General features: G+C 68.3%; 10 protein-coding genes. 4 read left to right on the forward strand and 6 right to left on the reverse strand.

The features are described 5' to 3' along the window. The first annotated feature begins 126 nt into the window (after nucleotides 1-126). A complete protein-coding gene (locus tag HEP74_RS02610; RefSeq protein ID WP_185815065.1) occupies nucleotides 127-1,272 on the forward strand; it encodes a PQQ-dependent sugar dehydrogenase in 1,146 nt (381 codons plus the stop codon). Between the two features lie 367 nt (nucleotides 1,273-1,639). On the opposite strand, the gene HEP74_RS02615 is transcribed toward HEP74_RS02610, so the two are convergent. After that, nucleotides 1,640-1,945, reverse strand: coding sequence for a hypothetical protein (locus HEP74_RS02615; protein ID WP_185815066.1), 306 nt, complete (start codon nucleotides 1,943-1,945; stop codon nucleotides 1,640-1,642). A gap of 188 nt (nucleotides 1,946-2,133) precedes the next feature. Here HEP74_RS02615 and HEP74_RS02620 point away from each other — a divergent pair, with 188 nt between their 5' ends. Next, nucleotides 2,134-2,646, forward strand: a complete 513-nt coding sequence (locus tag HEP74_RS02620) for a CcdC protein domain-containing protein (protein ID WP_185815067.1) — start codon at nucleotides 2,134-2,136, stop codon at nucleotides 2,644-2,646. A gap of 40 nt (nucleotides 2,647-2,686) precedes the next feature. On the opposite strand, the gene HEP74_RS02625 is transcribed toward HEP74_RS02620, so the two are convergent. From HEP74_RS02625 to HEP74_RS02645, 5 genes are all read right to left on the reverse strand, one after another. Continuing rightward, nucleotides 2,687-3,184 carry a hypothetical protein gene (locus HEP74_RS02625; protein WP_185815068.1) on the reverse strand — a complete coding sequence of 166 codons (498 nt, stop codon included), beginning with the start codon at nucleotides 3,182-3,184 and terminating at the stop codon, nucleotides 2,687-2,689. A gap of 87 nt (nucleotides 3,185-3,271) precedes the next feature. Further along, a complete protein-coding gene (locus HEP74_RS02630) occupies nucleotides 3,272-4,567 on the reverse strand; it encodes an APC family permease (RefSeq protein ID WP_185815069.1) in 1,296 nt (431 codons plus the stop codon). Then, entirely contained in the window at nucleotides 4,564-5,259 is a 696-nt protein-coding gene (locus tag HEP74_RS02635; protein ID WP_255427941.1) for a L,D-transpeptidase family protein, read from the reverse strand. Before HEP74_RS02635 ends, HEP74_RS02630 begins: the two co-directional genes overlap by 4 nt. Before the next feature lie 1,398 nt (nucleotides 5,260-6,657). Beyond that, on the reverse strand, nucleotides 6,658-7,761 hold the full coding sequence (locus HEP74_RS02640) for a dipeptide epimerase (RefSeq protein WP_185815070.1): 1,104 nt from the start codon (nucleotides 7,759-7,761) through the stop codon (nucleotides 6,658-6,660). Continuing rightward, a complete protein-coding gene (locus HEP74_RS02645) occupies nucleotides 7,758-9,152 on the reverse strand; it encodes a C40 family peptidase (RefSeq protein ID WP_185815071.1) in 1,395 nt (464 codons plus the stop codon). Before HEP74_RS02645 ends, HEP74_RS02640 begins: the two co-directional genes overlap by 4 nt. Before the next feature lie 387 nt (nucleotides 9,153-9,539). Between HEP74_RS02645 and HEP74_RS02650 the strand changes: the two genes are divergently transcribed. Both HEP74_RS02650 and HEP74_RS02655 read left to right on the forward strand, forming a co-directional pair. After that, the gene (locus tag HEP74_RS02650) at nucleotides 9,540-12,332 is read left to right on the forward strand and encodes a TonB-dependent receptor plug domain-containing protein (RefSeq protein ID WP_185815072.1); all 2,793 of its coding nucleotides are present in this window, start codon (nucleotides 9,540-9,542) and stop codon (nucleotides 12,330-12,332) included. Nucleotides 12,333-12,415: 83 nt separating this feature from the next. After that, entirely contained in the window at nucleotides 12,416-14,029 is a 1,614-nt protein-coding gene (locus HEP74_RS02655; RefSeq protein WP_185815073.1) for a serine hydrolase, read from the forward strand. The last annotated feature ends 42 nt before the right edge of the window (nucleotides 14,030-14,071 follow it).

Raw genomic sequence — 14,071 nt, forward strand, 5'->3', positions numbered from 1 at the left:
GCAGGCCGCTGTCTACGTCGCGCGAACGCCGCGCGTGACCGCGGCCACGGCTTGGCCATTGCATGCTTGCCGTCCACATCTGCTTTGCTAGGTTCGGCCTTCGACCCCATTCGATAGGTGCGCGGCATGCAACGTTCCCCCTTGGGTTTGGCCTGTGCGTTGGTGATGAGTCTGGCCGTGTCCGCCGCACATGCGGCGCCGGCCGCCAACAGCGCCGAACGGCGCAGCGACTGGCCGTTCTCGGCGACGCCGTTGGCCACCTTCAACGAACCGTGGGCGATGAGCTTCCTGCCCGATGGCAGCGCCCTGATCAGCGAGAAGCGCGGCACGCTCAAGCGCTTCGACCCGGCCAGCGGCCGCACCGGCACGGTCAGCGGCGTACCCTCGGTCGCCTACGGCGGCCAGGGCGGTTTCGGCGACGTGCTGCCGCATCCGGGCTTCGCGCAGAATGGCTGGGTGTATCTGAGCTATGCCGAGGCCGGCAGCGGCGACACCCGCGGCGCCGCGGTGGCGCGCGCCAAGCTGACCCTGGACGACACTGGCGGCGGCGCGCTGTCGGAGGTGAAGGTGATCTGGCGCCAGCAGCCCAAGGTGTCCGGCGAGGGCCATTACGGCCACCGCCTGGCGTTCGGGCCGGACGGCAAGCTGTGGATCAGTTCCAGCGAGCGGCAGAAGTTCGATCCGGCGCAGGACATGAGCGGCAACCTGGGCAAGATCGTGCGCCTCAACGACGACGGCAGCGTGCCGGCCGACAACCCGTTCGCGCGCCGCGGCGGCGTCGCCGCGCAGGTGTGGTCGCTGGGCCATCGCAATGTGCTCGGCCTGGCCTTCGACGCCAACGGCCAGCTGTGGGAACACGAGATGGGCCCGTCCGGCGGCGACGAACTGAACCTGATCCAGCTCGGCGCCAACTACGGCTATCCGATCGTCTCCAACGGCGACCATTACGACGGCCGGCCGATCCCCGACCATTCCACGCGCCCGGAATTCGCCGCGCCCAAGGTCAGCTGGACACCGGTGATCTCGCCGGCCGGTTTCGTGATCTACAGCGGCAGCACCTTCCCGCAGTGGCGCGGCAACGGCTTCATCGGCGGGCTGTCGTCGAAGTCGCTGGTACGGATCGAGTTCAACGGCGAAAACGCCCGCGAAGCGGCGCGCTACGACATGGGCAAGCGCATCCGCGAAGTGGAGCAGGGCCCGGACGGCGCGCTGTGGCTGCTGGAAGACGGCAGTGGCGGACGTTTGTTGAAGCTGCAGCCAGTGGAGAGCTGATGCACCAGAGCTGATGCAACGAGCCGAGCCTACGGGTGATACGTTGCAAGCGCCATTGAAATCGGCGCGGGGACGTGGCGCAACGCCGTGTCGGCGGGATGTGGCCGATATGCGCGGGAAATGGTTTGCGTTGCCACCGTCATCGGCGTTCTGTCGCGGCTGAAGCCGCTCCTACAAGATGGGCTGGCGGCCTCTGTAGGAGCGGCTTCAGCCGCGACCAAAACCGTCCTCACGAGGCGCTTGCCAAACGCCAAGGCCTACTGAAATCGCGCGCGGACCAAACCTGCGCCCATCAATGGCAGCGCAGCGATTCGGGAAGGTCCACCGAGTGATCGAAACGGCGATCCTTCCCGTCGCGACCACAAACTCAATCCTGACCCGCCCGCTCCCAGGCACGGCGCACCGCGTGGCGGGCCTTGCTCCAGCTCAGGGTCTGCGAACCCTTGGTACTGTCCCAGTTGCGGTGCAGTTCGGCCTCGACCTGTTCGTAGGCCAGATTGAAATTGCGTATGCGCGCCTCGTGTCCGGCGTGGTAGGCCGCCTCGTAGTCCTCGAAGCGTTCGCCGTCGCTGTAGTACGGCTCCTCGGCGAAACGCTCGCGCCAGTATTGCGACACCAGGCTGCGATCGTCGTCGTTGGGCGCGCGGCCGGGAATCTGATACGGAACGCTCATCGTCGTCTCCTGTGCAGTGTGGCTTCCGACGTTAGCGACGGCGCCGTTAATGCCATTCCAGCATCGCGTGATCGAGGCATGAAGCGTGCGGGCGCGGTCGATTCCGCTCGCCGCGCTGGCGCCGGCTACGCGGCGGGCCGCGGATGGATTACGATCCGGCAACTCCGCCTTGCCTGCCGCAGGATTCCATGGCCGCCACCGGTATCGCCTTGCTCACCCCGTACCTGGCCACCGCCGGCATCGGCTGGATGTACTACCGGCGCATCCGCCGCTATTTCGGCCGCCAGCCATGGCAACCGCGGCGGACCGTGGCGCGGATGCTGCTGCTGTCGCTGGCGGCGGCAGGATTGACCTATCTGGCGACGGTAGTGCCGCCGGTCCGTCTGGGCATGGCGCTGGGAGTCCTGGCCGGCGCGGCGCTTGGGGCCTTCGCCCTGCATCACACCCGCATCGACGTGGTCGAAGGCAGGCGCTATTACACGCCGAACCCCTGGATCGGCGCCGGACTCAGCGTGCTGCTGATCGGACGCCTGGCGTGGCGTTGGGCCAGCGGTGCGTTTTCCGGCGGCAGCGCGCAGTCGCTGCAGAACGCCAGCCCGCTGACCCTGGCGATCGCCTCGGTGCTGATCGCGTATTCGTTAGTGCACACCGGCGGCTTGCTGCTGCGCATGCGCGCGCTGGCGCCGACGCAAGCATCCTAGCGACGCGAATCCTGTGCCGCCTGCAACGCGCATGACGGCGTCATTGCGCGGCAGCGGCGGACTCGTAGGGCAGCGCGATCGTGCCGGCGCCACGCAGGGCGGCATCGGCGGCATCGAGTTGCGACGCTTCGCCCTCGACCACCACCAGGATGCGGCCGGCCTCGATTTCCTCTTCGAAGTTGCGCCGCACCGGATCCGGTACGGTGGCGCCGACCAGCGCCGATGACCAGCTGCCGACCAGTGCGCCGGCGATCGCCATCACCCCGGCGCCGGCCAGGGTGATGCCCAGCGGCGGCACCGCGATCGCCACCAGTCCGGCGAGCAGCCCGGCCGCGCCGCCGCCCAACGCACCGCGTGCGGCCGCGGGCAAGGTGTCGGTCTTGACGTCCTTGCGTTCGTCGGGGATCGCGTCCAGTTCGATGTCGCTACGCGCGATCAACGACAGGTCGTCGTTGTCGATGCCGGCGCCGCGCGCCGCCTGCAGGGCACGGGTGGCGGTGGCCAGATCGGGGGCGCTGTAGACGTGGCGTAGTTTCATCGCGGACTCCATCGCTGAGGCTGGCGCCCAGAGTCGAAGCGATGCGGTTACCCGCATGTGACAGCGGCGCAAGGCCGCGTGAAGGCCCTACGCCGCCACCTTGCGCGGGAAGCGGTAGAACAGCGCGCCGACCAGCAGCGCCACGCCGGCCGAGGCCAGGTTCTGCCAGCTGGCGCTGAGCAGCAGCGCCAGCGCCAGCAGCAACGCGGCCAGCGGGATCAGCGGGCCGCCCGGCAGGTGCAGCGCACCTGGCCGGTCGCGGTAGCGCCGTGCCAGCACCAGCACCGCCGCGGCCGTGCCGATGTAGGCGAACAGGCGGGTGACCATCGACAGCAGCGCCAACTGCACGAACGAACCGGACAACGCCAGCGCCAGCGACAGCACGCCCTGCAGCAGGATCGCCGCGGCCGGCGTGCGGAAGCGCGGATGCACCCGCGCCAGGAACGCCGGGCCGTAGCCGTCCTGGGCCAGCGCGAACAGGAAGCGCGGCCCCAGCATCACCGTGTTGCTGGTGGTGCCGAGGATGGAGATGGTGGCGCCGACGGTGAGGATCAGCGCCAGCGCCTCGCCGCCGAAGCCGCTGGCGGCATCGGCCAACGGCGTCGCCGACTGCGCCACGTTCGCCAGCGTGCCCTGCGCGACGGCCTGCACCGCGGCGTAGATCAGGGTGACGGTGACGATCATCGTGATCAGCGCGAACGGCACGTCTCGGCGCGGATTGCGGTATTCGCCAGCGGCGGCGGGGATGTTCTCGAAACCGGCGTAGGCGAACAGCAACAGCAGTGCCGCTTCGCCCATGTTGCCGAAGTCGCGCGGATCAGGCGCCTTGCCGGAGAACGCCCACGACCAGTCCACGTAGAACAGGCCGATCGCTACGAACAGCAGCAGCGGCACCAGCTTGCCGATCACCAGCGCCACGCCGGTGCGCGCGGCCGATTTCACCCCGATCACGTTGATCGCGGTGAGCAGGCCGAGCGAGCCGACCACGATCGCCAGGCGCGCGCCGCCGCCGGCCGCGGCCGGCCAGAAGCGCACCACCGCATCGGCCAGGCCGTTGCCGAGCGCGGCGGCGGAACTGATCCGGGTCAGCCAGATCATCCAGCCGATCTCGAAGCCGGCGAAGCGGCCGAACGCCTCGCGCGCATACAGGTAGCTGCCGCCGGGTTCGTCGAAATAGCTGGCCGCCTGCGCGTAGCACAGCACCAGCAATCCCACCGCCAGCCCGGCCAGCAGCACCGCCCACAGGCTCATCGGCCCGAGCAGCGCGGCGGTGGCGGCGGGCAGCAGATAGATGCCGCTGCCGATGACGTCGTTGATCGACAGGCCGACGATCTGCCAGCGGCTGACCGCGCGGACCAGGCTCGGTTCGGGTGCGTTGCTCATGGTGCCGGCTCCACGGCCGGCAGTGCCCAGGCGCCGCGCAGGCGTTCGTAGTCGTTGCGCGGCAGCAGCACGAACAGCGGCGCGGCATCCGGCCGCAGCCAGACCAGCAGGCGTTGCATGTCGGCCGGCTCCATCGCGGTGCAGCCGGCGGTAGCCTCGCCTGCGGCACGCCACAGGTGGGCGAAGATGCAGCTGCCGGCGCCGGGCCGCGCCTGCGGGTTGTGGCCGATCACGAAGCCTTCTTCGTAGCGGCGATCGCCGTCGTGGTGCAGGTCCAGGCGCATCGGCTCGGTCGAGCCGGCCACGGCGTCGGCGCCGACCCGCTCGGCGTCGACGATGCGGTTGTACAGCGGCGAATCGGGCACGTCGATGCAATAGCTGCTCTGCTGCATCGGCTGGTACGGCAGCGCGCTTTCGATACGTTGCGCATAACCGAACGCCTCGCCGATGGTGAAGATGCCGGCCGGGCTGCGGCCGTCGCCTTCGCGCTTCTGCGGGCCGTCGGCCTGCGCCGGATGCAGGCCCAGCCCCCAGGCGCTGCCGTTGCGGCCGAGCGCGACGTCGAAGCGCTGGCCTTGCGCGCGCCAGCCCTGCGCGGTGCGTTCGAACGCCTGCAGTTGCCCGCGCGGGCTGTCCCAGTCCGGCGCCACCACCAGCACCAGCTGGCGCGCCTGCTGCAGTGCCGGCGGCATGGTGTCGCCGGTGGCGGCCAGGCAGGTGCCGGTCACGGCGATGCACAGCAGTGCCATGGCGGCCAGACAGCTGCGGCGGACGCTGCCGGTCTGCGTCAGGGCGGACAACCATGGGAATTTCGGCATGCGCATCTCCGGTCGCGATTTGGCATCGAGCAGGGGCTTGGCCTGCTGCAGGTTCACCGCCAGCTGCCGCCTGCGGTCGGGGTTGGTTTGGTGCGTCGGCCCGACCGTGAAGTCGGGCAGATGCCGCAATGCTGCAAGGTACAACAGTTGTTCGATGTGCGGCGCGGGATCATGCACTTAGACCGTCCGTGCGGTGTCGGTAGACGCGGTGGATCGGTGCGCCGATGGTGTGGTGCGTTGGAAGTGCATCACGCAGCAGGCTTGGCCGGCTTGCTGCATAGCTTGATCGTGTGTCGTGGAGTGGAGTGGCGTGGCGTGGTGCGGCTGCCGTTGCTGTTGCCGTCGCTGTTGCTTTTTTGCTTTTGATCTTGATTTACCGGGTCCCTTACGCAGCGGCGAATAGGGCGGGAAAAACCCCGAAGGGGCGGCGCACAGGGATGTGCGCCGTTCGCGGCAGGGGCAGGATGCCCCTTCCGCGAATCCCGTCCTATTCGCGGACCCGGAGCGCGCAGCGCGGAGGGCGCGGAGGAGGGTGTGCTTTCTTTTGGTTACTTTTCTTTGCACAAGCAAAGAAAAGTAACTCGCCGCAGGCGAAAGCTTTTGCCTTTGCCTTTGCTTACGCGATGGCGATGGTGATGGTGATGGAGGAATCATTGTAGGAGCGGCTTCAGCCGCGACTGATCCTGTCAGGAAGGTGTCGCGGCTGAAGCCGCTCCTACAAAAGCAAATGCCCAAGCAAACAGAAAAGCAAAGGCTTCCGCCCTTGGCGGGTCACTTTTCTTTGCTCGTGCAAAGAAAAGTAACCAAAAGAAAGCACGCCCTGCCTTGCGCCCTCCGCGCTGCGCGCTACGGGTCCGCGGATGCACCGGGGATTCGCGGAAGGGGCATCCTGCCCCTGCCGCGAACGGCGCACATCCTTGTGCGCCGCCCTTCGGGTTTTTCCCCGGTCCATCCGCCGCTGCGGAAGGGAACCCGGTAAAAGCAACAGCAGAAGCAACAGCAGAGCAGAAGCACAGCAGAGCCAAGCCCAACCCCAAGCTCAAGCTCTAGCCAAGAGGAGCAGGGCAAAGCAGAAGCAGGGCAAAGCAGAACAAGGTGGCAACTGGGGTCGGCTTGGCGTTCCAGGTGACGCGTGCAGACGTCACGGTGGTCGTCAGCACCGATGCACACCGGCGTCGACCGCCGTATGTAGCGATGACAAGCGCGTTCGCGATGGAAGCAGTCGCATGCGCCAACCATGCGCATTGCAGCGCAGGCGCCAACGCGCTCAGATCACCCGCGCGGCGGCAGCAGTTCCAGACCGTGGATCTCGCGGATGCCCAGGCCCGGCGCGTCGCTGATCGTGATCTGCGATTCGTTGAAAATCACCCCGCCCTGTACCGGGTCGAACAGGCCCAGCGATGGGCCGTCCAGGTCCACCTTGGTGATGATGTCGGCCTTGGCTACTGCAAGGTGCACCGCCGCCGCCACGCTGATGCTCGACTCCAGCATGCAGCCGATCATGCACTCCACCCCGTACAGCGCCGCGATGTCGGCGATGCGGATCGCGTTGGACAGCCCGCCGGTCTTCATCAGCTTGATGTTGACGATGTCCGCGGCGCGGCGCTGGATCAGGTCGAACACCTGCGCCGGCCCGAACACGCTCTCGTCCGCCATCACCGGCGTGTTGACGCGCTCGGTCACGTACTTCAGCCCATCGATGTCCCAGGCCTTGACCGGCTGCTCCAGCAGCTCCAGCGCCACGCCGGCGTCTTCCAGCGTGCGCATCGCGTACACCGCCTGCTTCGGCGTCCAGCCCTGGTTGGCGTCCAGGCGCAGCGAGGCGCGGCCTTCGACCGCGGCGTGGATCGCCTTGACCCGCGCGATGTCCACGTCGATGTCCTTGCCGACCTTGATCTTCAGCGCCGCGAAGCCGCGCGCGAGCGCCGACAGCGCATCGGCCACCATCTTGTCGATGGCGTCCACGCTGATGGTGATGTCGGTGGTGATGGCCGGCTTGCCGCCGCCGAGCATCTTGTACAGCGGCGCGCCGTACAGCTGCGCCCACAGATCGTAGACCGCGATCTCCACCGCGGCCTTGGCGCTGCTGTTGCGCTCCAGCGCGCCCTGGATCCGCCCGGTGATCCGGTTGAGGTCGGCCACGTCCTCGCCGATCAGGCGCGGTGCGATGAAGCGGTCGATCGCCGCGATGATCGAACCATGGGTGTCGCCGGTGATCGGCGCCGTGGCCGGCGCTTCGCCATAGCCGATGTGGCCGCTGTCGGTATGCACAAGCACCACCACGTCTTCGACCGTCTCCACGGTCCGCAACGCGGTTTTGAACGGGGTCTTCAGCGGCACGCGCAGCATGCCCAGTTGGATGTCGGTGATCTTCATTCGGGGGCGATCGGGCGAACGCGTTGGATGCGGGTGATGCGGTCGATGAAGGGCGTGCCGTCGCCCAGCAGCATCGGCTCCAGCGGCGTCACCGAGACGCCGTTGAGGCGCACGCGCTGCAGTTGTCCGGACGCGTCGCGGTAGCCGGCGCCGGCCACGTCGTGGATCACCCAGGTGTGGCCGCGGTCGTGGCCGATCACCATCATCACGTGGCCGGGGATGTAGACCAGATCGCCGACCTGCAGCCGCGCCAGCGTTCGCTGCCGTTGCGCCAGCGGCGCGGCAGCGACGTAGGACACGCTGGCGAGACTGGGGCTGCGCGCCTGGTCGCCGGTATTGCGCGGCAAGGCGATGCCCAGGCTGCGGTAGACGTCGGAGACGAAGCCGCTGCAGTCGCGCGCGTCGTAGTCGTTGCCCCAGCCGTAGCGTTCGCCGAGGAACTTGAAGGCCTGCCGCAGCAGGTGGCGTTGCGTCGCCGCCAGCGGCGCGGCGGCGACGTCGGCACCGCGCGGCATCAGCGCGGGCGCCAGCCGCAGTCGGCCATCGTCGTCGCGCAAGGGCAGTTGCACCACGTAGGCCGCCAGCGGCGACTGGCCGTTGACCGCCTGTTGCGCCGGCCAATCCTGCAGCAGCGGCAAGCTGCTGCCCATGTCCAGCGACAGGTGCGACGCCGCGGGCAGTTCCGGGGTGAACGCGGTCAGCGCGCGCGTGCCGGTTACCACCAGCCGCGGCGTGCGCTGCGCGTAGTCCAGCACAGTGGCGCGATCGCCTTCGGCCACGCGTGCGCGTTCGATCCACGCCGCGTAGTTCGGCGCCAGCACGAACAGCCACTCGCCGTCGCGGCTGGCGTGCAGGATCGCCACCGCGGTGCCGGGATACAGCGCCGATTCCTGGAAACGATCGATGTCGTGGTCGTCGCGGGTGCTGAAAACGCGCTGCGGAGTCGGGAAGGTACGCAGATCGGCGCGGCGTACCACCAGCGCGTAACGTGGCGCGACCTGCGCGGGAATCGTGTCCAGGGCGAGCGTGGACTGCAGGGCGGTCAGCTGCGCGGCATCGAGCGTGGCGCCACTCACGTCGTAGAGCGTGCGCGTCGGCGGCGCCGACAGTGCCAGCACCTGCGCGCGTACCTGCGCTGCGCTGTACCGCTCGGGCAGCGCCTGCAGGTCGTGCATCGAGGCATCGTGGCGCAGCAGGTGCGCGTTGAAGGCCTGCACCTGCGCCGCTTCGAGCAGTGGGCGCTGCGCATCGGGCAGACGCGCGATCCAGTACTCCGCCTGCAGCTGGCTGGCTTGCAACTGGAACGGCGCCTCGCCGGCGACGCTGGCCGCGGCGATGGGCGCGCTGAATGCTGCGGCCAGTAACAGGCACAGGCCACGCATCGTATTCATCGGACCCCGGGCTGTGGAAAGAGTGCCGGACGGCTGCGCGCCGGCTTCCGAATAGTCTTTTCCTCGATGGGGCTTGTCAAGAATGCGCGATTGACATGCGATTTCGCACCGTGCTAAACCCAAAACGCAGGGGCGAGGAAGCGGTGGCGACAGGCGCCGTTCCCGTCAGCAGCGAGGCGGTAGCCTGGGGATCACGGGCGCACGTCGCAGGGGGGCGCTGTTGGGCATCCGCACCTGGGGAAAGTAGCGATTACAGAGAACGGTGCCGTGCTACGGCCGTGCGCCATGTTGTCCGCGTGGGTGCCCAGGGAAGGCGGCCGGCTGCCGGCCTGCGTCGACTTGGGGCGCCGTCGTCAGCGTCCGTCGTCGATTGCAGGAGAGAGCCGCATGCCCACCCAAGCCCAGCATTCCCATTGCCATTTCCGACCGTCCCGCCTCGCGCTCGCGCTGCTGGCCGGATGCGCACTGCCGCCGCTCGCCGCGGCGCAGGACGCCTCCATCGCCACGCGCGACCTGGACAAGGTCACCGTCACCGGTTCGCGCATCGCGCGTTCGCAGGTGGAAGGGCCGGCGCCGGTGACCGTCATCACCGCGCAGGACATCCAGAAGCAGGGCTTCAGCACGGTGTGGGAATCGCTCGGCACGCTGACCCAGTTCAGCGGCAGCGCCTTCAACGAAAGCGACCAGACCGGCAGTTCGCCCAACGGCCAGTACCTCAACCTGCGCGGCCTGGGGCCCGGCTACCAGTTGATCCTGCTCAACGGCAAGCGCATGGCGGACTATCCGCAGTCCTACAACGCCAACGGCACCGCGGTCAGCCTGGGCAGCATTCCGGCGGCGGCGGTGGAGCGCATCGAGGTGATGAGCGGCGGCGCCTCGGCGATCTATGGTTCCGACGCGGTGGCCGGCGTGGTCAACATCATCACCAAGCGCGATTTCAGCGGCGACACGTTGCGCCTGCGCGGCGGCCCCACCACGCGCGGCGGCGGCGACAGCGGCCAGCTGCAATGGAGCGGCGGGCGTACCGGCGATCGTTGGAGCCTGACCTACGCGTTCGAACGGCTGGACCGCGAAGCCATCGTCGCCAGCCAGCGCGACTTCCTGGATTCGTACGACGACCATCCCGGCAACAAGGCCGATCCGGCCAGCCCCAATGCCTCGATTTCCGGCGTCTATCTGCGCCGCGGCAACACCTATCTGTGGCCCAGCGGCGGCGCGCTGTCCACGTCGGCCGGCGCGCTGGACGCGGCGTGTGCGGCGACCAATCCGACATTCAGGCCGTACAAGACCGCCGACAGCCTGGCCGCGGCCAACCGCTGTGGCGCGTTCGGCTACTACGAAGGCCGCTCGGTGCAGAACGGCTACGGCAAGACCTCTGGGTATCTGTCCGGCAGTTTCGATTTCAGCGACGACGTCACCGGCTATGCGCAGGTGCTGGCCAACCGCTCCAAGGACGAAAGCTCCAGCCAGACCCACTATTACATCGGCGAGGGCGCGTTCACCGTCTACGATCCGGACCTGGGCCTGGTCACCGCGCAGCGCATCTTCCTGCCGTCGGAAGTGGGCGGGATCAAGAACATCGAGTACGACGAGAAATCCTGGAACCTCAACGCCGGCGTGCGCGGCAAGCTGTTCGACGGCCGCTTCGACTGGGATGCGAGCGTGTCGATGTCGCGCTACGACATCACCACACGGCGCCCGCGCTTCCTCACCAACGCGGTGCGCGACTACTACATGGGGCCGGTGCTCGGTTATCGGCCCGACGGCACCGAGATCCGCGAGTTCTACGCCGACAAGCTGTTCGCGCCGGGCAGCGCGGCGCTGTACGACCAGCTCACCACCGAGGTGGTGAGCCGCGGCGAATCCAGCACCGACCAGGCCCAGTTCGTGTTCAGCGGCGACCTGTTCGCGCTGCCGGCCGGCATGGTGCAGATCGCCACCGTGCTGGAGGCGGCGCGGCAGAAGTACGACCTCGCGCCGGATCCGCGCACCACCGTGGACTACACCGGCAGCGAGCGCATCTACAACCTGACCCAGACCCCGGGCGGCGGCCCGCGCGACCGCTACGCCGCGGGTCTGGAACTGCGCGTGCCGATCTTCAGCCGGCTCAGCGCGACGCTGGCCGCGCGTTACGACAAGTACGACGACATCACCGCGGTCGACGACGCGGCCACCTGGCAGGCGGGATTGGAGTGGCGGCCGTTCGACAGCCTGCTGCTGCGCGGCAGCCACGCCACCAGTTTCCGCGCGCCGGACCTGCTGTGGATCTACGCCGGCACCAGCGCCAACAATCCCACCGTCACCGACGAATACCTGTGCCGCCGCGACGGCCTGGATCCGCTGTCCGTCGCGTGTTCGAGCGCACACGAGTACCAGACCTTCTCCACCCAGTCGTCCAATCCGCTGCTGGAAGAGGAGAAGGGCAAGTCGACCACGCTGGGCTTCGTCTGGGACGTGCTGCCGACGCTGTCGCTGAGCGCGGACTACTACCGCATCGAATTGGAGGGTCGGGTCGAGTCGATCTCCAGCGAGACCTTGCTGGAGAACAACGCCAACTGTCTGCTCGGCAGCGACCGCGCCGGCAATGCGGTCGATACCGCGTCGACGGCCTGCCAGTTCTACATCCAGTCGGTGACCCGCAGCCCCGGCACCGACCTCACCGCCGAAGGCCAGATCACCGCGTTCGAGACCTTCCCGATCAACCAGTCGCTGATGCGGACCGACGGCGTGGACGCCAACCTGCGCTACAGCTTCGACCTCGGCGACTGGGGCGCGTTCGGGTTGCAGGCCGGCTATACCCGCGTCCTGAAGATGGAAGTGGCGCAGTTCGCCGGGGCCAAGCCGGTGGATGTGATGAACGACGTCGATTACCTGGCGTTCCGCACCCGCGCCAACTGGCGTGCGAACTGGAACATCGGCGACTGGTCGGCCAGCCTGTATGGCTACCGCTACGGCTCGCGTCCCAACTACGCCGAGAGCGGACGCGTGGCGCCGTACGTGATCTGGAACGCGGACATCGCCAAGCGGATCACCGACAAGGCCACGCTCGGCATCAGCGTGCTCAACGTGTTCGACAAGATCCATCCGCGCGACGACACCTACACCGCCTGGCCGTACTTCCCGCGCGTGTACAGTGCGATCGGGCGACAGCTGTACGCCAACTTCACCTACACCTTTTGAGGACGCGCGTGCGAGGCGAGGCTGCCACGCTGGAGACGACGAGACCGGGGACGCCATCGCGCAGCGCCGCAAGCGCGGGAAAAATGCGCGGGTGCTTGCTCGCCGTCTGCCTGGCATGGCCGGCCGTTGCGGCGGCTGCGCCCGGCGCCGCGGACGCCTCGCCTTCGCGCGCCGAGTTCGACCGCCTGTTCGAGCAGGCCTTGAACCGCTATCGGCTGCCGGGGCTGGCGGTCGGCGTGATCGAGAACGGCGAGGTGGTCTACGCGCGCAGTGCCGGCGAACTGCGTGCCGGCAGCGGCGAGCCCATCGATGGCGCGACGCTGTTCAAGATCGCCTCCAACAGCAAGGCGATGACCACCGCCTTGCTGGCGCGGCTGGTCGATGCCGGCAAGCTGCGCTGGGACGATCCGGTGACCCGGTATGTGCCGGAATTCCGCATGTACGATCCGTGGGTCACGCGCAACATCCAGGTGCGCGACCTGCTGATCCACAACAGCGGCCTGGGCCTGGGCGCGGGCGATCTGATGCTGTGGCCGGAACCCAACGCGTTCAGCCGCGCCGACATCATCGCCGGGCTGGCCTACCTCAAGCCGACCCACAGCTTCCGCGCGCACTACGCCTACGACAACCTGCTGTACGTGGTCGCCGGCGAAGTGGCCGCGCGCGCCGGCGGCAAGCCCTACGAGCAACTGTTGCGCGAGCAGGTGTTCGCGCCGCTGGGCATGCAGCGTTGCCAGGTCGGCGCCTGGGACCGCGATGCGGTAGGCAACGTCGCCCAGCCGCATATGCGCCAGGGCGAGGCCAACGTGGTGGTGCGCGCGGACCCGGCGCGAATCGCGGATACGCCGTCGATGGCGGCCGGCGGCGTGCGCTGCAGCCTCGACGACATGCTGGCCTGGATGCGTGCCTGGCTGTCGCCCGACACCGATGCTGCGCCCTGGCTGTCGCCGGCGCAGCGCCAGGCGCTGTGGACGCTGCACACGCCGATGCCGATCTCCGCGCAGATGCGCGACTGGGACGGCACGCGCCTGTACGGCTATGGCTACGGCTGGCGCCTCTCCGATGTGGACGGGCAGTGGCAGGTCGCGCATACCGGCACCCTGATGGGCATGTATTCGGGGCTGGTGCTGTTGCCGGATCGGCGCAGCGGCTTCGTCGTCCTCAGCAACGGCGAGGGCGGTGAGATGCGTACCGTGTTGAGCGAGGCGCTGCTCAAGCATTTCACCCGTCCCGGCGAGCGTGCGCTGGATGTAGTGCACTACGCCACGTTGCTCGAGCGCGCGCGTGCGCAGGCCGGCAAGGCGGCGCCTGCCGCGGTGGATACGTCTGCGCGCGTGCCGGTCGCCAGCGCCGCGTCGCGCGATCGGCAAGGCGTGTGGCGCGATCCATGGTTCGGCGAGGTCGTGCTATGCCCGCAGCAGGACGTGTTGCGCTTCCAGGCGCGCAAGTCGCCGCTGCTGCGCGGCCGGGTCATGCAGGCCGGCGCGCGCTGGCTGGTGGACTGGGACGACGCCAGCGTCGATGCCGAGCCTTGGCTGGACTTCGCTACCGGTGCCGACAGCGCGCAACGGATGAAACTGGCGCATGTCGATCCGGATGCGGATTTCAGTTACGACTATGCCGACCTGGAGTTCGTGCGGGTGGGGTCCTGTCCTGATCTTGTGGGAGGGACTTCAGTCCCGACGCTTCAGCGGTAAGGCCCGTCGGGACTGAAGTCCCTCCCACAACAACCATTTCGT

Origin of the sequence: Xanthomonas sp. SS (assembly GCF_014236835.1) — a bacterium.
Lineage (GTDB): Bacteria > Pseudomonadota > Gammaproteobacteria > Xanthomonadales > Xanthomonadaceae > Xanthomonas_A.